The sequence below is a fragment of the Paenibacillus nicotianae genome (assembly GCF_042681745.1).
Lineage (GTDB): Bacteria > Bacillota > Bacilli > Paenibacillales > Paenibacillaceae > Saccharibacillus > Saccharibacillus nicotianae.
This window is the reverse complement of the sequence record NZ_JBHUGF010000010.1, coordinates 1,589,715-1,608,786: the sequence shown is the minus strand read 5'-3', so window position 1 is coordinate 1,608,786 and position 19,072 is coordinate 1,589,715. Positions and strand designations below refer to the sequence as shown.

Below are 19,072 nucleotides of genomic sequence, written 5' to 3'. Positions count from 1 at the left end.
ATCTATATAATGAGAATAGTTCTCAGAAATATGATAATTATTCTCAATCTATATAGAAAGGCGACGAGCAATGAGTAAGCTATTAGATCAGTATCGACAATTTCCTTCCTATATCTATAAATTACAGACTGTGCAATATGCGGATCAAGTGTTACCACGCTACGACGCTATATTGCATAGTCTTTTACTATTTAAAGAAGCCAAAGGGCAGATTATTATTAACGGTAATCGTTATGATCTCCATCAGCAAAAAGTATTTCTGGTACCTCCACATGCTTCGCTCAAAATCATGATCGAGAGCGATACTCGTACCGAATATTATATTCTTTCTTTTCATGTATTACAGCCTGATGTACAGGGTAGCTTCGTGCCAATTGAATTGCTTGGATTGTATGAACTTCATGTTGCTCACTTTCGCTGGTTTGTTGATCGAGTGCGTGAAATTCAAGAAAAGCATGATCAAGAGAATCTATGGGATCAGATGAAAGCGAATATTATTTTTCAAGAATTGTTAATTCATTTGTTCAAAGAAGATGCTCAAGAACAGAAGCCTGATATGAATCAAGCTATCGCCGCTACACTGGATCATATGGAACAGCATTATGCGACATCTATTACTCGCAATCAATTAGCCGAGATTGCAGGCATGAGTGCAGATTATTATTCGCGTGCCTTCAAAAAAGTAGTCGGTAAAAGCCCGATGGAGCATCTAACAGAACTTCGCATTAATCAATCGAAAGAAGTGCTATTGCTTTCAAATGATTCTTTTCGTTCGGTAGCTCAGCAAGTAGGGTTTAGTGATGAATTTTATTTTAGCCGCAAATTCAAAGCAGTAACCGGTCGTTCACCCAAATCGTATATTCATAATATTCGTTATTCCAATAAAATTGCTTCGCTCAAACACTTATTAACCGGTCATCTGGTAGCGCTTGGCATAGAGCCGTATGCAGCCGTAATCAATAATGCTTATCCTGTGACAACCCAATTCGAGCATACGATTCCGATCGGAGATAACAAGCCTGATCTAGAGAAGTTAATGAATGCTCAACCAGATCTGATAGTAACCTGTGAATTTCGAGATTTTGAAAAGTCGCAAAAAGAAAAAATGTATGAGCAGATTGCGCCTACGATCACGTTGCCTTTTTTTGAAGACTGGCGTGTTCATTTTCAGACGATTGCCCGCATTGTAGGTAAAGATCAAGAAGCTCAAGTCTGGTTAGAACAATATGCAGATATTGCTCAATTATTACGCCAACAATTGAAAAATACATTCGGTTCACGTTCATTGCTGATTCTTGGTGTAGGAGACAGCAAAATCTGTATCTATGGCAAGCGTAATCTAGGAGCTGTATTGTACAACGATTTAGGATTTACGATGCCTGCCGGAGTTGAAAATATCGCGCATTACTATGAAATTCAACCCGAGGAATTAATAAATTACGATGCAGATTGTATATTAATCACACCGTTTCAACATGACGGTACAGTAGGTATGCAGGCTGGCATAGAGCAGGGAATTTTCCGTTTGTGTGCTGATCCACTGTGGCAACAACTCAAAGCTGTACAGCAAGATTCGGTCTACGAAATGTATACTACTCAACATATGCATACCTGTTATAACTCTTTTTCACACTTGATGTTATTAGAGAAAGTACGTCAATTGTTTTTGGATAAAAACGACAAATGACGGATTATTCCAAGTACTAGACTGAATTGTCCATGTTAAAGGAAAAGACGTTCACTATAATTAATAATGAGAATCAATATCAATTGTAGTGAGCAGAAAGGGAGAATACAGACCATGTTGAAAAGGAAATCGTTTAAAAGTATACATATGTTGTGCATCATGATGACAATCGTAATTATTCTTGCAGGTTGTGGTGCGAATAACAATAAAAACGCAGTTGATCCAACAGCGCAAGCGGTAGGCGAAAATGCTAGCGCAGAATCAGGAGTGCGTACGATTCAGCATGAAATGGGAACGACAGAAATCAAAGGAACACCAAAACGGATTGTGACATTATATCAAGGAGCAACCGATGTGCTAGTGGCCTATGGTGTAAAACCTGTAGGTGTAGTCGAAGCGCATACAGGAGAACCTGCTTATGATTATTTGAAAAAAGATCTGGCAGGCGTACCTACAGTCGGACTTGAAACGCAGCCGAATCTGGAAGAAATTTATAATCTAAAGCCAGATCTTATTATCGGTTCCAAATTCCGTAACGAAGCTACGTATGCTCAGTTATCCGAAATTGCTCCAACCGTTATGGTAGATCAAGTCTATGATTGGAAAAAAACAGTTGATCTTGTCGGTCAAGTCTTAAATGAACAAGACAAAGGCAAACAACTACTGCAAGCATGGGAAGATCGTGTAGCTGATTTCAAAAAGCAAATGGGAGATCGGTTGCCTATTCAAGCTTCTATCGTGAATTTCCGCGCGGATCATGCTCGTATTTATTATATGGGTTATGCAGGGTTGATCTTAAAAGAACTTGGATTCACCCGTCCTGCATCACAAGAACAAGAAGAATGGGGTATCAAAGTCAACTCCAAAGAAAGTATTCCTGATATGGATGCAGATGTGATCTTTGTATTCGATTCGGGTACAGACAAAGCCGCTATCGAAAAAAACTATCAACAATGGACAAGTCATCCGTTATGGAAAAACTTAAAAGCTTACAAAAACAATCAAATCTATAAAGTAAATGAAGTCAATTGGAATCTAGCAGGTGGTTATATTTCAGCAGGCCTGATGTTAGACGAATTGTACGATATCTACAAACTAGACAAGCCTCAAACCAAGTGATTGTAATTTGCTAGGATATATATTCAATCATTCAATATGATGACTATGTATGGTCAGACGGATAAAGAATTTATTCATTTTTTATATGATAAAGGAGGAGAACAGGTATTTTTTATTACCTGCTCCTCCTTTTATCACATTTATTGTTATGAGTATATGTAGTCGTCTAACTATAATCATTTAACAAAATGGAATAACGAAAGAGTGAATGTCTATTGGTTTTATTCAAAAGTAATACAGCCAAATGGTGTGGCTTAATCATTACGTTACTATTATGTATGATTGTTCTGGCAATCAGTCCAATGCTAGGACGAACTTTTGTACCACTACACGAAGTGTTTGCGGCAATATTTCATTACAATCCTGACTCGATAGCAGATGTTGTCGTCTATACCGAGCGATTACCGCGTGCCATTATCGGAATTGTAGTAGGAGCCAGTCTAGCAGTTGCAGGTGCATTAATGCAAGCATTAACACGTAATCCATTAGCTTCACCTAGTACATTTGGGATTAACGCAGGAGCGATCTTTTTTGTCGTGATCGCTAGTCTATTATTTTCGATAACCGAAATGACGCAACTGATGTGGTTTGCTTTTGCAGGGGCATTGGTAGCGGCTGTGATCGTCTATGGATTGGGGTCGATAGGACGAGACGGATTAACACCGATTAAGATTGTGCTAGCAGGATCAGCGATTCTGGCTTTATTTACTTCATTTACACAGGCGATGCTTGTATTGAATGAAACAGGTATGCAAAATGTATTATTCTGGTTAGCTGGAGCGATTGGTGGACGTACATTGGCGATGTTACAACCTGTGCTTCCGTTACTTACAATTGCAGGTGTGACTGCATTAGGTATGGGACGAGCGATCAATTTATTTGTTACCGGTGAAGAGATTGCTAAAGGTATGGGTCAACGTGTGCTGTTACTCAAACTGGTGATTGGCTTGATCATTGTTATTCTTGCAGGTGGTTCGGTAGCTATAGTAGGTGCTGTAGGATTTGTAGGGTTATTTATTCCTCATATTGCACGTGCACTTGTCGGAGCCGATTACCGCTGGATTATTCCTTTTTCCGGTGCTTTGGGAGGTTTGTTGTTAATGACAGCCGATCTAATTGCACGATTAGTGATTATACCGGCAGAGATTCCATTAGGTGTAATGACAGCATTTATCGGCGTACCGTTCTTTATCTGTATCGCTCGCAAAGGAGTGACATGGAAATGAACAAACATAGATATTGGATATTACGCAGTCGTTCTGCGAGATTTCATATGCAATTAGAAAAAAGGTCAGTTCGTACTTTGGCGATATTAACAGCGTTTGTTATTATTATTGGCATTATAGGTGTAGGGATCGGAGAGACATGGATACATCCGTGGGAAGTGATCAGAGCGATATTTGGTCACAGTTCAGGTAACTATGATTTTGTATTGTATCGATTACGCTTACCGCGTGCTGTGGTAGGCTTGCTTGCAGGAGCAGCATTAGGCATGTCCGGTGCTATTTTACAAGGAATGATTCGTAATCCGTTAGCTTCACCGGATATTATCGGCATTACAGGCGGAGCATCGGTTGCGGCTGTTTTATTTCTTTCATATGGGAATAGTCTATTTCATTTAAGTATCGATTGGTTGCCGGTTGCGGCTATTGTAGGAGCACTACTTGTATCCGGGTTGATCTATCTGTTGTCCTGGAAAAATGGAGTCACACCGATGCGATTAGTATTGATCGGGATTGGTATATCGGCAGGAATGAGTGCAATGACGACTTTTATGTTAGTGGTCAGTTCTTCATTTACCGCAAGCAAAGTATATATCTGGTTAACAGGTAGTGTGTATGGCGCTACATGGAGTGGAGTCTATTCGATTTTGCCTGTATGTATAGTAGCGATTCCGCTACTTTTATACTTTGCTCGAAGTCTTAATTCGCAAGAATTGGGCGATGATGTAGCACTAGGTCTGGGTGTACAGGTACAGAAGCATCGCTTGATGTTGTTACTGCTAAGCGTTATTTTGGCGGGAAGTGCTGTTGCTGTTGTCGGAGCGGTCGGCTTTGTCGGCTTAATCGCACCACATATTGCGCGCAGATGGGTAGGTCGTACTTTTGGTAGTGTTGCACTTGCCTCGGGCTTGCTTGGAGCCTTACTTGTATTTGTAGCCGATGTGATCGCTCGAACAGCTTTTTATCCTATCGATATTCCAGCAGGTATATTTACAGCGGCGATTGGAGCTCCTTTTTTTATCTATTTGTTGTATCAACATCGGAATCGGTTTTGAAAAAAAATCTTATATACTGACATGTATATATTGAGCATATAAGGAGGAACAGATGATAGATCAAATCGAAGCGCACAATCTAACGATCACGTATGGAGCAGATCCTATTATCCAAAATCTGAATTTGCATATTCCTAAAGGTGAAATTACTGTTTTGATCGGAAGCAATGGTTGTGGCAAATCGACCATTTTGCGTACATTAGCCCGTTTACTCAAACCGAGCAATGGATCGATACTGCTAGCGGGAGAAGAGATTGCTCATATTTCTACCAAAGAAATCGCCCGCCGGATGTCTATTTTACCGCAAGGCCCGAATGCTCCTGAAGGATTAACCGTAGAACAATTAGTGAAGCAAGGACGATATCCACATCAGAGCTGGCTCAAACAATGGTCTATTCAAGATGAACAAGCTGTTCAACGAGCATTGGAATTAACACATATGGTAGAGCTAGCAGATCGAGCAGTGGATTCATTATCGGGTGGACAACGTCAACGTGCATGGATAGCGATGACACTAGCACAAGGAACAGATACTTTATTGTTAGATGAACCAACAACGTATCTTGATATGACCCACCAAGTTGAAATTTTGGATTTGTTATTTGATTTGAATGAGCGTGAAGGGCGCACGATCGTAATGGTACTACATGATCTCAATCTGGCTTGCAGGTATGCTCATCATATGATTGCTGTACACAATCGAGGGATTTACGCACAAGGAACACCGGAAGAGATTATGACTGTAGACAATGTACAATCGGTTTTTGAAATGCGTTGTCAGATTGCGCGCGATCCTTTATTTGGGACACCTATGCTTATACCTTACGGAAAGGGGAGAGTTCTGCATGAATCGCTCTCTGTCTAATCTTACTACCTGGGAATCACATGAATGGGAGTATCTGAATCAAGAATTAAGATTAACCAATCAGATAGCAGAAGATAATGAGTACAATGTCACTTCTTCTGTATTGTTAGACCCTCGGCAATGTGCCGCCTATTTGGATCGGTTACAACCGTTGTATCGTTCATCTTCACGAGCACTCACAGCGTCGATGTTTTCTAAGCGATATGCTTTTATGATGGTATGCCCTATATTGTATGCAATGAGTATGTATCGCAAAACATTTTCACTGACTATCGATAACTGTCAGCTCGAATCTGCTTATTTCCAATTACCTACTCGCAAAACATGGATGCCTAATCTATTGTTACGTGATCCAAGTGTCTATCAACTTCAATCTGCTGATGTAACCAATAATGAAGTGTACGCACAACAGCGAGAAGAGATTGTACGTCGTGTATTTGCACAACATCTGCAACCTATTTTACAAAATATATCGCAAGTATCTTCACTTTCTCGAACAATTCTGTGGGAAAATATAGCGATCTATGTATATGTACTATACGAAAATCGGTTATTGAAAGAAGCAAATGAAGAACAGCGTCAACACATACAACAGGATCTTCATTATCTGACTCAACAAGCACCGAATGATTGCTTTGGAGAAAGACGCAATCCACTGGCACAATTTTATACGAAAAAGCGTGCAGTTCCTCGTTCAGAGCAACCGCAACGTGTACGCAAAACGTGCTGTGCTCATTACGAGTTGCCGGCTCCATCTGATTATTGTCCAACCTGTCCCAAAATTTGCAAATATGAAAATGTATAGATGTAATGGCGAAAGGAGTACAGCAGATGTTGCGTATTGAACCACGCGTCCAGGGGGTTACAGCAGAGTTAATCACACTCTACAGTCAGCTTCAGCCTTCTACATTAGGTCATCTAACAGACTTTGGGTTTTTACGAGGAATACAGCCTCTTTTTCGTCCGATTCGACTGCTCGGCAATGCGGTGACTGTACGTATTCCTCATCTTGATTCCACAGCGATTCGACATGCGTTACAACAGGTGATGCCTGGCGATGTGATTGTAGTAGATATGTCAGGGGATGATTTTCGAGCATGTTGGGGAGAATTTCGTACCTATGTAGCGATGAAAAAAGAAGTAGCAGGTGTAGTCATCTCTGGTTGTGCCACCGATGTAAAAGTCATTCGAGCATTGAATTTTCCGGTATTTGCGACAGGAACCAGTGCATTAACTACTCGAAGCTTGGATATGGAAGGGGAAGTAAATACACCGATTAGTGTATGTGGTGTAACGGTGCAACCAGGAGACTTGATTATTGGCGATGATGACGGAGTATTTGCTATTCATCCTGATCATGCACAGATACTAGGGGAAAAAGCTTTGGCAAAGCAACAACAAGAAGAGCTCAATCGCATCAAATACGGATATGATCTTATACAGCCATACCCATTACCCGAAATATAATAACTTTATATAAAAAGACATAAACAAATATAAAAAGATGATGAAAATCTTTATTTATGTTTATTTATGTCTTTTTTTGTTGACTTATACTTTAAGTAGAGGTAATATAATATTATAAATAAAGTGATTATTTTCACAAAGTATAATATATATGATTGTGTACGTATCATCCTAACCCATATTGAATAGGAGAGATGTAACATGGATAGCTTAACAGCAACTCAACCCGTCAAAGCAGGGATGCATATTCCTTTTGTACGCGAAATGGCAGAAACGACCTATAATATGTGGAAATTCGGTTGGGATGAACGTAATGGTGGAAATGTAAGCTGTATACTTGATGAAGAACAAGTCTCGCCCTATATAGATATTCAGCATGTACATTATACGATTCAGCCTGCATTTCCTGTACATGAATTAGCAGGTAAATATTTTATCGTTACAGGATCAGGCAAATATTTTAAAAATGTAATAGATGATCCTGAAGCAAATTTAGGTCTTTTGCGTGTAGCTGACAGTGGAGAACAGTTAGAAGTATTATGGGGCTTCAAAAATGGTGCTGTACCGACAAGTGAACTGGCTTCTCATTTTATGAGTCATATCGAACGGTTAAAAGTCGATCCTCTGCACCGGGTGGTGATACACAATCACGCAACAAATGTAATAGCAATGAGTTTTGTACATGATCTTGACGAAAATCAATTTACCAAAGCATTATGGGGAATGTGTACCGAATGTATTGTAGTTTTTCCAGATGGAATTGGAGTCATTCCCTGGATGGTACCAGGGTCTAACGAAATCGGTCAAGCAACTGCGCAGAAGATGATAGATCATCATGCAGTATTATGGCCTCATCATGGTATATTTGGAACAGGGCACTCAATAGATGAAGCTTTTGGACTTATCGAAACGATCGAAAAAGCAGCACAAATTTATATGTTGACTGCTCATCATTGTATTCGTCAGAAAATAACAGATCAACAATTAGCCGAGCTGGCAACAGCTTTTGGCGTGACTCCGCGTACAGGAATTTTACAAATTCAAACATCATAATAAATCGCTATAATTCTTTTTACAAAAGTAGATCATTAATATAATGTTCTACTTTTTTTATATTTAAATTAGGACTTTAGATTCATAAAAAGGCTTCAAAATAGAAAAAAATGAATAAATTTTGAATTTTTTTACGAAAAATAGCGAAAAATAAAAAATAATCATACTTTATTAACAATTATTATGTAAAATAGGTTTAAAATCATTACTTTTAGTTTATATTTATATGATAAAAGACTCATTTTATTTTAGTCTAAAGAACTAATGAAGAACGAATATAGAAACGTGGCGAAAGAGGCAGAAAAATGAATACGATTTTGGAAACAACGATACCCGTCCACTGGCTATATGTTTTTATAGCCGCCTTAGCTTCTATGGTAGGTTGTGCTGTCATAGTTATTGGTTCTGCGTGGTCTAGCCCTTCGTTGCGTAATCAATATATGAAAAAAAGACAGCGTATGATAGCTCTTGTTGGTGCTTTGGCTTTTAGTACTTCTCATATTTTAATCCCTATATCAATGAATGTTCCGATCACTATGAAATATTATGGATTTCATCTTGTCTTTACGATTATTGGTTGTTATGGAGCTGTATTTGCAGCTTCGCGGTATGCTTTTTCTTCATGGCGTGGATCAATGCAATTTTTTATGACCAGTCTTACGGTAGCAGTTATGATTTTAGTGTTTGATTATGCAAATACATTATATCTATTTCGAGGATTTTTGATCTGGCAACCTGAACTTATTCTGATGACAGTTCCTATCGCTATTTCTATTTGTTTGGCAGTGATGCGCTTGTTTTCGCTATCCAGTCGTAACCAGCAACATGGTCTACGTTCGCCTACGCTGATTTTTGGCACGATCACTTCAGGAATAGGATTGTCAGGTATTCCTTTGCTTTGTGCGTATTCTGTACTATCTTTTGATCAAATGGGATTGACAGAGAAATCCTATCTTATTCCTTATATTTTTATGATTTTTGTAGCTACTTGTCTATATGCGATACCAGATAGTTTTATTTTTATACGTGAACAAAAAGAAAATCGGGAAATGATTCAGCGAGAACAGTATTATAGTTCTTTATATGAGCAGAATCCAGATAGTGTGATTGAGTTTGATATCAATGGTGTGATTACCGGGATTAATCGCCGCGCACAGAAAATGTCGAGTGAACTAGGCAAGACGTTGATTGGAGTGCGTGCTACAGACTTGCTAGAAGGAGAGCAGAAGATTCTTGCTCAAGAGCATCTTGAATTGGTATTAAGCGGTCACTCAAGTACGATCGATCTGGAATTAAGCTATCAAAAAAATCGCACACTATCGATAGCGTTAACGTCTATTCCTATTTTTGTACATGGCAAAATCGAAGGTGCTTATACAATCGTCAAAAATATTACCAAACGCAAAAGAGATCAAGAAACGATCCGTCATCTAGCATATCATGACGAATTGACAGGACTGGCTAATCGCCGTTCTTTTGAAACTAGACTATCTATGTATACGATGGTAGATAATCATCATTCACCTTTTACGTTATTCTTTATCGATCTGGATCGGTTCAAACGGATTAACGACTTATTCGGACATGCGTTTGGAGATGCTGTTATTCGTCATTCTGGTCTTGTGCTGAAAAGTTGCTTGCCTAAAGACAGCTTTGTCGCTCGTATGGGTGGAGACGAATTTACAGTGATTATCCCGGGCTTATCCGATATTGAAGAGATCAAAAAAATAGCTACCAAAGTCGTCGAAAGATTTGTACAACCTTTTCATATTGAAAAACATGCAGTAAAACTATCTGCTTCTATCGGTATTGCTCGTTTCCCGGAAGATGGAGCATCCGCAGGTGTATTGACTCAGCGTGCAGATACAGCGATGTATACAGCCAAAGAAAATGGTAGTTCTCAGTATCAGTTCTATGACGCTGTATCCGATCAAAGCAGTCTAGAACAGATTATGCTTGAGAATGATCTAGAACAAGCAATCGATAATAACCAGTTGAAATTAGTCTATCAACCCAAATTCGATATTCGTACAGGTCTTATTATTGGATATGAAGCTCTTGTTCGCTGGTATCATCCGATTTTGGGAGAGATTCCACCGCTTTCGTTTATCCCGTTAGCAGAAAAGTCAGGAATGATTATTGCTTTAGAACAATGGGTGTTACGTACCGCTTGTTTGCAAAGTAAAAAATGGCAGTGTGAAGGTTATGATGCAGTTCCCATTGCTGTTAACGTGTCTCCGATTCACTTAATGAAACCTGATATTTACGAGACTATTATCAAAACGTTAAAAGAACTAGATTTCGATCCAACCTTATTAGAAATTGAGATTACAGAAAGTGCGATGATGCATAATGAAGAGCATGTAATCGATATTCTTAGTAAATTAAAACAATCCGGTATTTCGGTATCAATGGATGATTTTGGTACAGGATATAGCTCACTTAGTTATTTGCATAATTTGCCAATCGGCTGTCTCAAAATCGACCGATCTTTTATACGCAAAATTACAGTAGATAAAGACAGTCGCGCGATTGCTGAAATGATTATCTCGATGGCGAAGCAATTAGGATTGAAGATTATTGCTGAAGGTGTAGAGACAGAAGAACAAGTAGCTTTACTGAAAGAGTGGAAATGTTACAACGTACAAGGATTCTATTATAGTCGTCCTCTTGCGCCAGAAAATGCAATTCATAGTCGTGTGTCGTAACTGAAAGCATGAGCAGGGATTGACACCGTTTTCAGATCATGATAACGTAAAGGCAAGGCTTGTTACCGGTAATGCGGGCAAAACCACATTAGGATACAGTATTGTATTCCTTTTGTTGTTTTGCCCTTTTTCGTGTTCTCACATGAAAGATAGTCGAAGAAGTAGGTGACTGAATATGATTATTAAGCAAATTTTTAATAACAATATTGTAAGTACACTTGATGATAATCATCAAGAATTATTAGTCCTCGGCCGGGGTATTGGCTTTAACTCTCATGTAGGTGATCCGATCCATCAGAATCAGATTGAGAAGATTTTTCGCTTACAAGATGCAACTATCTATGAGAAATTCAAAGCAACTGTAATGCAGGTTCCGATTGAAATTTTGCAAGTGACTGATGATATTGTCAGTCTGGCACGCACACAATTAAATAAAAAGATCAGCGATGGTATTTACGTTTCATTATCCGATCATATTCATTTTGCCACAGAACGTATTCAGAAAAATATGATTGTTCGTAATCCGCTATCATGGGAAGTACAACATTTCTACAAAGCAGAATATGATGTAGCCAAAGAAGCTTTGACACTGCTTAAAGAACGATTAAATATAGAATTTCCCAAAGAAGAAATTTGCAATATTGCTTTGCACTTTATCAATGCTGAAGTGAATGATTCGATGAATGATGTTACTCACTTGATGCAATTGCTTCAGGAAATTATGAATATTATTAAGTACCATTTCAGTATCGAATATGATGAAGATAGTATCAGTTATTTCCGCTTTATTACGCATCTCAAATACTTCTGTCAGCGCGTTATCACTCATGCTAGTTATGATGATGCAGAAGAGTATCTGTATGAGGTCGTGAAAAAGAATTATCAGGAAAGCTTTAACTGTATTCGCAAAATCAAAACATTTATTCTTAAAAACTACGGTTATACGATGACCCACTCTGAGCAATTGTATCTTACATTGCATGTAGAGCGTTTGGTCAAAAATAAACCAGTACAATAAAATAACCAAGGCTTGTTACTGCTCTGGCAGGCAATACCTGAATGATTAGACCTATCTACGATAAGTCTGTTCGTTCAGGTTTTTTTATTGGCAAAATCACACCCGTACAAGGGTATAGGAGAAGATGAGCTTATGAGCAATCTAGAAACTGCCAAACAAATCGTCGAAGCGGTAGGAGGAACAGACAATATTAATTCGGTATTTCATTGTATTACACGCCTGCGGTTCGATCTGAAAGACAACAGTAAAGTGAATCAAACGGCTTTGAAATCGATCGACAAAGTGATGGGCACCAATATATCAGGTGATCAATTTCAAGTGATTGTCGGTAACGATGTTCCTAAAGTATTCGATAGCCTGGTACAACAATATCCCACTTTGCAAAATAGCGAGAATACGACTCAAAGTGAAGAAAGCAAAGATTCTTCAAGGAAAAAGAAAAATGTGATTTCCAGTATTTTTGATGTGATTTCAGGTGTATTTGCACCGATTTTACCAGCGATTGCAGGAGCAGGTTTACTTAAAGGATTGATCGCTTTACTGGTATCCTTAGGATGGATGTCCGCAGGTACAGATACGTATCGTATTATTTCAGCTATCGGCGATGGAGTGTTTTACTTCTTGCCGATCTTGTTAGCGGTCAGTGCTGCTCGTAAATTTGGAGCGAATCCTTATGTTGCTGTCGCTGTAGGAGCATCGTTGTTATATCCAGATATGGGAGCGTTATTATCGTCTGGTAATGGAGTGAACTTTATCGGTATTCCTGTTACAGCCGTAAGTTATGCTTCGTCTGTTATTCCTATTTTATTATCGATCTGGTTGATGTCGTATGTAGAAAAGTATGTAGATCGTTATATGCCTTCTTCTCTTAAATTGTTATTTGTACCGCTGATTACATTGTTGGTGGTTGTACCGATTACTCTTATTTTGATTGGCCCTTTAGGTACGTTTATCGGCGATGGATTGTCCGGTGTGATCAACTGGTTGATTGCTAAAGGTGGAATTTTTGCAGGTATACTTATCGGTGGAACGATGTCGCTATTAGTGATGACCGGTATGCATTACGCGCTTGTACCTGTTATTATTAGCAATCTGGCGAAGTTCGGTGTCGATAAATTTTTGCCGATTACCTATATCGCTAATATGGGACAAGCAGGAGCTACCTTCGGTGTATTTTTCCGGGCAAAAGATAAAAAGTTGAAATCATTAGCATTGTCTACAGGATTAACCGCGCTGATGGGTGTAACCGAACCTGCGATTTACGGTGTCAATATTACGTATAAAAAGCCATTTCTTGCAGGATTGATCGGTAGTGCAGCAGGGGGAGCAATTGCTTTAGGATTTGGAGCGAACGCTTATGTACTGGCTGGTAATGGTGGTATTCCTGGATTACCTGCATTGGTTGGCCCTACATTTGTATACTCTTTACTCAGTATGGTAGTTGCTTTTATCGTAGCAGTCATTGTCTCTTATATTCTAGGAATCAAAGAAAATGTAGTGAATCCAGCACAGCAAGAAGTAATACCTTCTACACCTGTAGAATCGGAAAGTATAGCTACTCCTGCACCAGTTACTTTAGCATCTGAGCAGATTATGTCTCCGATGAATGGACAAGCGATTGCATTGCAAGAGGTCAACGATCCTACATTTGCAGATGAAATGATGGGTAAAGGAATTGCTTTTGTACCATCTGAAGGTATTTTGGCATCGCCGGTGACTGGTACAGTGCTTAACGTATTCAAAACCAAACATGCAATGGTGATACGTAGCGAGCATGGAGCAGAGATTCTGATTCATGTAGGTATCAATACCGTCAAACTGCGTGGAGAGTATTTTGAAACTCATGTCAAAACAGGCGATCAAGTGAATGTAGGCGATCTATTGCTTACATTTGAACTGGATAAAATTGCTGAACAATATGATATTACAACAGCGATGGTTGTGACCAATACTACTGATTATCAACAGATCGAACCGATTCAGACAGGCGATATTCAGATCAATCAAGCGGTTTTACAACTAAAACTATAATTCATCATGATGTAATATTTCATTCTAAAATCATAAACATTTTAATATAAAGGAGCTACTTATATGACAACAGAACACATTTTTCCAAAAGATTTTCTATGGGGCGGAGCGATTGCAGCCAATCAAGCAGAAGGAGCTTTTAATGTGGATGGCAAAGGATTATCTACCGCAGATATGGTCTCGTACACCAAAACGAAAAATTACAGCGATATTGCTTCATTAATGCATCGTTCTAGTGAATCGATAGACCAAGCGTTGCAACATCGAACAGCCGAAGGATACCCGAAGCGTTACGGGATCGACTTTTATCATCATTATAAAGAAGATATTGCCCTATTTGCTGAAATGGGTTTTAAAGTATTTCGTTTATCGATTGCATGGACACGTATTTTCCCGAATGGTGATGATGCACAGCCTAATGAAAAAGGGCTACAGCATTATGAAGATTTGTTCAAAGAATTACGCAAATACAATATTGAACCTCTAGTGACTCTTTCTCATTATGAAATGCCGATGAATTTGGTATTAAAATACGGTAGTTGGAAAAATCGTGCGGTAATTGGATTTTTTGAAAAATACGCAGAAACAGTGATGACCCGCTACAAAGATTTAGTCAAATACTGGCTTACATTTAACGAGATTAATACGACGATTATTGAACCTTTTACCGGAGCAGGCATTATTACAGACCGAGAAGAGAACCCGCAACAAGCGGCATATCAAGCATTGCATCACCAATTTGTAGCGAGTAGTCTAGTGACCAAGCGTGCTAAAGAAATCAATCCTGACTTTCAGATTGGCTGTATGTTAGCCCGGATGTTACATTATCCTGCGACTTCCAAGCCAGCCGATATGATTCAGTGTCAATTCGATAATCAAATGAATCTCATGTATACCGATGTGCAGGTACGAGGAAGCTATCCACCGATCACCAAGCGCTTTTTCGCTGAAAATGAGATTGAGATTCAGATGGAAGCGGAAGACGAAGCTATTTTGAAAAAGTACACTGTCGATTTTATCTCATTCAGTTATTATATGACACTGATCTCTACCGTTACACCAGAAGACTATGGAGTAACTGGAGGAAATCTATTCAGTACTGTCAAAAACCCATATCTAGAAGTAACCGAATGGGGATGGCAACTCGATCCTGAAGGTCTGCGTTATGCGCTCAAAGAAATGTATGATCGTTATCAAGTGCCTTTATTTGTAGTGGAAAATGGACTGGGCGCATCGGATGTACTGGAAGCAGATGGGAGCATTATAGACGATTACCGGATTGAATATTTTAGACAACATCTTGGTCAATTGAGAGAAGCGATTAAAGATGGAGTAGATGTGATGGGTTATACTAGCTGGGGCGCTATCGATATTATTAGTGCTTCTACCTCTGAAATGTCTAAACGTTATGGATTTATCTATGTCGATCAAGACAATGAAGGTCAGGGAACACTGCAACGTTTTAAAAAGAAAAGTTTTGATTGGTACAAAAAAGTGATTGCTAGTAATGGTGAAGATTTGAGCTAATAGGTTGATGCTAACAATCTCTACATGATGTATTTGCTAGACTGTGTATTTCAATAAAAAAAGCTAAGTTCTGTATATCATAGAACTTAGCTTTTTTAGGTTAGATATTATATAAAAGTACAGATTATATGATAGAGCAGAATAAACGGTATAAAGTTTGTTCACAAGTAAGAGTAGCTATCTTATTGTGAAGCTGTTTTGGTAGCTGTTTTCTCGCGGAAAACAAAAAACAAAGCGACAAACATTAAGATCACTCCGATAAGACGCTTGATTCCAAAATGGATCGTTGCACTTTCAAACCAACCAAAGTGATCAATAGCCATACTTGCTACCAATTGACCAACAATCACAGAAATAACCGCAGCCGTTACACCAATCTTAGGAACAGCTAATACCATTAATGAAAGATAGACAACACCGAAAATCGCACAAAGCAATTGCCATTTAGGAACTTCATGGATATTCAAAATATTACCTTGTCCAAAGAAATTAACAATAATGGTCAAGAAAATAGCACCTGTAAAAAAGGTGAAAAAAGCACTCTCTATCGTTCCGATCTTATTACCAAGTGTACCATTGATCGCAGATTGGATACCTAATCCGATACCTGCTAGTAAAGGAATAATTAACATAGCTATATTCATAATATTGACCTCCTACAAGACTAAGAAAAACGATACAGTAAGCAACACAACAGCTACCAATCGATTGACATTAAATTTGATTTTGGGTGAGCCTAGAAGTCCGAAATGTTCGATAATAATACTAATCACAATTTGTCCAATAATAACAGCGGTAATCGATATACCTACACCGATCAAAGTTACACTTATTACAAGTAAAGCAAGATAAACAACGCCTAACAGACCACCAAGCAGATTCCATTTGGGAACGGTAAATATCGCTCCCAAGTTTCCTTTACCGAAGAATAAAGTAACCAAAAAGGTAGCCATAGCCCCGATAATAAAAATGTAATACGTACTTTCTAATTCTCCAACGTGTTCACCTAGCGCACCACCGATAGCAGCCTCTATACTTAGCGACATACCGGCAACAATAGCAGCTAGATAAATCAATATTTTACGCACATGATTCACTCCTTTTATATAAATATCTCGAATAATCGATATATCTTCAAAAAAAGAAACTAGCTTTGTTCAAATTTCTTCGTTTAAGAACTTAGCTATTTTCTTAATTGTATCTTCATTACGACGATAATACGTCCATTGTCCATAACGTACAGCTTCAAGAAGACCCGCTTTTTGCATAATAGATAAATAATGTGAAACTGTTGACTGAGATAAATTCACCTTATCGTGGATATCGCCTACGCATACGCCACCTTTGATACTTACCTCCTTAGGCAGATGCGCTTGTTGCTGGGGAAAGTTTTTCTCAGGTTCTCTCAACCATTTCAAAATATTTAAACGCGTCTCATTAGAAAGAGCTTTAAAAATATCGATTTCTGTCATACAGGCTATTATATCGAATAATAGCGATATGTCAAATTAGATCTTTTCTGTTAGGATAAATAGAATTATGACTTTTGATATTAGAACCTGGTCTTAAGACGTGGTATACTATGCAGAAGTGGAAACACTTATATTATGATTGAATAAAGGAGATTACTCATTTGGATTATCAAAAATGGATTGCACCCGAACAATATAATCTGACGTCAGAAATGGAACGTCATGATGCTGATAAGATTGCTTTAAAATGGTTAAACGAACATGATGATTATGCAGAGATCACTTACGGAGATTTGTTGAAAAAGGCAAATCGTCTGGCAAATGGATTGGTGAAGCTAGGGCTTCAAAAAGGGGATCGCGTGTTGGTCATGGTACCAAGACAGATTATTGCTTATGTGATCTATCTGGCTTGTCTAAAAAGTGGGCTGGTCATTATACCGTCTTCAGAAATGTTGCGTGCAAAAGACTTGGCATATCGTCTGGATCATTCTCAAGCCAAAGCGGTTATTGCTTGGTCTGATGTAATGGGCGAAGTAGACAAAATTCAAGATGAATTGCCATCATGGAAGTATCGTATCGCTGTTTCTAATGAAGCAGTTACTTTATCCGAGAACTGGATTGGATTAGATTCACTATTAGATGGACAAGCAGAGGAATTTGCAGCAGTCGATACCCGTCGAGATGATATGGCGATTCTAGCCTATACTTCAGGAACAACAGGCAACCCTAAAGGTGTAGTCCATACGCATGGCTGGGCATACGCTCACCTTCGTATTACTTCACCCTGGCTTGATATCCGCGATAGTGATACAGTGTGGGCAACCGCAGCACCTGGCTGGCAGAAGTGGATCTGGAGTCCTTTCTTATCTGTTTTAGGAAATGGGGCAACAGGCTTCGTCTATAACGGATCATTCCATCCTAAGCGTTATTTGCATTTGCTACATGATTACAATGTCCAAGTACTTTGCTGTACACCAACAGAATATCGGATTATGGCGAAAATCGAAGGATTAGATGAATATCAATTGCCTAACTTGCGTAGTGCTGTTTCGGCGGGTGAGCCATTGAATCAAGAAGTAATTCATACCTTTAAGCGTCATTTCGATATTACTATTCGTGATGGTTATGGACAGACAGAAAGTACACTATTGATCGGTAATCTGATTGATACCGAAATTCGTTTAGGTTCTATGGGGAAATCAATGTCTCCTGGATTAGTCGAAGTGGTAAATGAAGAAGGTATTCCTGTACCGGCAGGACAGGTAGGAGATATTGCTGTTCGACTGGATATGCCTGCTTTATTCCAGACGTACTATCTGAATCCAGAACGCAAGCAGGTTAACGTTCATGGCGATTACTTTGTGACTGGAGATCGTGCATGGAAAGATGAAGATGGCTATTTCTGGTTTGAAGGACGGGGCGACGATATTATTATTAGCTCTGGATATACGATAGGGCCTTTTGAAGTAGAAGAAGCATTAATGAAGCATGCAGCAGTCAAAGAATGTGCAGCCGTAGCCAGTCCTGATGAAGTTCGCGGTCATGTGGTTAAAGCATTTATTGTGTTACAAGATGGGGTAGAAGGCACTCCAGAATTAATAAAAGAATTACAAACTCATGTGAAAGAGTGGACAGCACCATACAAATATCCACGCAAAATAGAGTTTGTGACCGATCTTCCAAAAACCAATTCTGGCAAAATTCGCAGAATAGAATTAAGAGAACAAGAGAAAAAGAACAACAGTCTTTAAAAAATAGAGAAAAAGAAATAAATATACGCAAAAGCAACGAAAATGGCTGAATATGAGCTATTTTTGTTGCTTTTTCTTTTTTTGTGAATGAATGAG

16 protein-coding genes are annotated in these 19,072 nt (G+C 38.7%); 13 read left to right on the top strand and 3 right to left on the bottom strand.

Features of this window, described 5'->3' with window-relative positions:
• Positions 1-70 precede the first annotated feature (70 nt).
• The 12 genes from ACFSGI_RS11180 (at position 71) to ACFSGI_RS11125 (ending at position 15,753) form a co-directional block, all read left to right on the top strand.
• The gene (locus ACFSGI_RS11180; protein WP_204824207.1) at positions 71-1,687 is read left to right on the top strand and encodes an AraC family transcriptional regulator; all 1,617 of its coding nucleotides are present in this window, start codon (positions 71-73) and stop codon (positions 1,685-1,687) included.
• A gap of 159 nt (positions 1,688-1,846) precedes the next feature.
• Positions 1,847-2,806, top strand: coding sequence for an ABC transporter substrate-binding protein (locus ACFSGI_RS11175; RefSeq protein WP_379283207.1), 960 nt, complete (start codon positions 1,847-1,849; stop codon positions 2,804-2,806).
• A 215-nt stretch (positions 2,807-3,021) separates the two neighbouring features.
• Positions 3,022-4,032 (top strand): FecCD family ABC transporter permease, encoded by a 1,011-nt coding sequence (locus tag ACFSGI_RS11170; RefSeq protein ID WP_379283205.1) that lies wholly within the window; start codon positions 3,022-3,024, stop codon positions 4,030-4,032.
• Positions 4,029-5,084 carry a FecCD family ABC transporter permease gene (locus ACFSGI_RS11165; protein ID WP_204824205.1) on the top strand — a complete coding sequence of 352 codons (1,056 nt, stop codon included), beginning with the start codon at positions 4,029-4,031 and terminating at the stop codon, positions 5,082-5,084. Before ACFSGI_RS11170 ends, ACFSGI_RS11165 begins: the two co-directional genes overlap by 4 nt.
• Before the next feature lie 55 nt (positions 5,085-5,139).
• Positions 5,140-5,949, top strand: a complete 810-nt coding sequence (locus ACFSGI_RS11160) for an ABC transporter ATP-binding protein (RefSeq protein WP_204824993.1) — start codon at positions 5,140-5,142, stop codon at positions 5,947-5,949.
• On the top strand, positions 5,930-6,754 hold the full coding sequence (locus ACFSGI_RS11155; RefSeq protein ID WP_204824204.1) for an IucA/IucC family C-terminal-domain containing protein: 825 nt from the start codon (positions 5,930-5,932) through the stop codon (positions 6,752-6,754). The genes ACFSGI_RS11160 and ACFSGI_RS11155 overlap by 20 nt, the downstream gene beginning before the upstream one ends.
• 26 nt (positions 6,755-6,780) lie before the next feature.
• Positions 6,781-7,416 (top strand): RraA family protein, encoded by a 636-nt coding sequence (locus ACFSGI_RS11150; RefSeq protein WP_204824203.1) that lies wholly within the window; start codon positions 6,781-6,783, stop codon positions 7,414-7,416.
• Between the two features lie 201 nt (positions 7,417-7,617).
• Entirely contained in the window at positions 7,618-8,469 is an 852-nt protein-coding gene (rhaD, locus tag ACFSGI_RS11145) for a rhamnulose-1-phosphate aldolase (protein ID WP_204824202.1), read from the top strand.
• A gap of 305 nt (positions 8,470-8,774) precedes the next feature.
• Entirely contained in the window at positions 8,775-11,177 is a 2,403-nt protein-coding gene (locus tag ACFSGI_RS11140) for a bifunctional diguanylate cyclase/phosphodiesterase (RefSeq protein ID WP_204824201.1), read from the top strand.
• A gap of 175 nt (positions 11,178-11,352) precedes the next feature.
• On the top strand, positions 11,353-12,195 hold the full coding sequence (gene licT / locus ACFSGI_RS11135; RefSeq protein WP_204824200.1) for a BglG family transcription antiterminator LicT: 843 nt from the start codon (positions 11,353-11,355) through the stop codon (positions 12,193-12,195).
• 132 nt (positions 12,196-12,327) lie between these two features.
• A complete protein-coding gene (locus tag ACFSGI_RS11130) occupies positions 12,328-14,226 on the top strand; it encodes a beta-glucoside-specific PTS transporter subunit IIABC (protein ID WP_204824199.1) in 1,899 nt (632 codons plus the stop codon).
• Positions 14,227-14,289: 63 nt separating this feature from the next.
• Positions 14,290-15,753, top strand: a complete 1,464-nt coding sequence (locus ACFSGI_RS11125) for a glycoside hydrolase family 1 protein (protein WP_204824198.1) — start codon at positions 14,290-14,292, stop codon at positions 15,751-15,753.
• 182 nt (positions 15,754-15,935) lie between these two features.
• On the opposite strand, the gene ACFSGI_RS11120 is transcribed toward ACFSGI_RS11125, so the two are convergent.
• From ACFSGI_RS11120 to ACFSGI_RS11110, 3 genes are all read right to left on the bottom strand, one after another.
• On the bottom strand, positions 15,936-16,397 hold the full coding sequence (locus ACFSGI_RS11120) for a DMT family transporter (protein ID WP_204824197.1): 462 nt from the start codon (positions 16,395-16,397) through the stop codon (positions 15,936-15,938).
• Positions 16,398-16,409: 12 nt separating this feature from the next.
• Positions 16,410-16,841, bottom strand: a complete 432-nt coding sequence (locus ACFSGI_RS11115) for a DMT family transporter (RefSeq protein ID WP_204824196.1) — start codon at positions 16,839-16,841, stop codon at positions 16,410-16,412.
• Positions 16,842-16,910: 69 nt separating this feature from the next.
• Positions 16,911-17,225, bottom strand: a complete 315-nt coding sequence (locus ACFSGI_RS11110) for an ArsR/SmtB family transcription factor (RefSeq protein ID WP_204824195.1) — start codon at positions 17,223-17,225, stop codon at positions 16,911-16,913.
• A 212-nt stretch (positions 17,226-17,437) separates the two neighbouring features.
• Here ACFSGI_RS11110 and ACFSGI_RS11105 point away from each other — a divergent pair, with 212 nt between their 5' ends.
• The gene (locus tag ACFSGI_RS11105; RefSeq protein WP_204824992.1) at positions 17,438-18,976 is read left to right on the top strand and encodes an acyl-CoA synthetase; all 1,539 of its coding nucleotides are present in this window, start codon (positions 17,438-17,440) and stop codon (positions 18,974-18,976) included.
• The last annotated feature ends 96 nt before the right edge of the window (positions 18,977-19,072 follow it).

Bases quoted from the DNA above. Each gene is read 5' to 3' on its own strand.
- ACFSGI_RS11180 (WP_204824207.1), top strand. From the start codon at position 71: ATGAGTAAGCTATTAGATCAGTATCGACAATTTCCTTCCTATATCTAT.
- ACFSGI_RS11175 (WP_379283207.1), top strand. From the start codon at position 1,847: ATGATGACAATCGTAATTATTCTTGCAGGTTGTGGTGCGAATAACAAT.
- ACFSGI_RS11165 (WP_204824205.1), top strand. From the start codon at position 4,029: ATGAACAAACATAGATATTGGATATTACGCAGTCGTTCTGCGAGATTT.
- ACFSGI_RS11155 (WP_204824204.1), top strand. From the start codon at position 5,930: ATGAATCGCTCTCTGTCTAATCTTACTACCTGGGAATCACATGAATGG.
- ACFSGI_RS11150 (WP_204824203.1), top strand. From the start codon at position 6,781: ATGTTGCGTATTGAACCACGCGTCCAGGGGGTTACAGCAGAGTTAATC.
- rhaD (WP_204824202.1), top strand. From the start codon at position 7,618: ATGGATAGCTTAACAGCAACTCAACCCGTCAAAGCAGGGATGCATATT.
- ACFSGI_RS11140 (WP_204824201.1), top strand. From the start codon at position 8,775: ATGAATACGATTTTGGAAACAACGATACCCGTCCACTGGCTATATGTT.
- licT (WP_204824200.1), top strand. From the start codon at position 11,353: ATGATTATTAAGCAAATTTTTAATAACAATATTGTAAGTACACTTGAT.
- ACFSGI_RS11130 (WP_204824199.1), top strand. From the start codon at position 12,328: ATGAGCAATCTAGAAACTGCCAAACAAATCGTCGAAGCGGTAGGAGGA.
- ACFSGI_RS11125 (WP_204824198.1), top strand. From the start codon at position 14,290: ATGACAACAGAACACATTTTTCCAAAAGATTTTCTATGGGGCGGAGCG.
- ACFSGI_RS11120 (WP_204824197.1), bottom strand. From the start codon at position 16,397: ATGAATATAGCTATGTTAATTATTCCTTTACTAGCAGGTATCGGATTA.
- ACFSGI_RS11110 (WP_204824195.1), bottom strand. From the start codon at position 17,225: ATGACAGAAATCGATATTTTTAAAGCTCTTTCTAATGAGACGCGTTTA.
- ACFSGI_RS11105 (WP_204824992.1), top strand. From the start codon at position 17,438: ATGGAACGTCATGATGCTGATAAGATTGCTTTAAAATGGTTAAACGAA.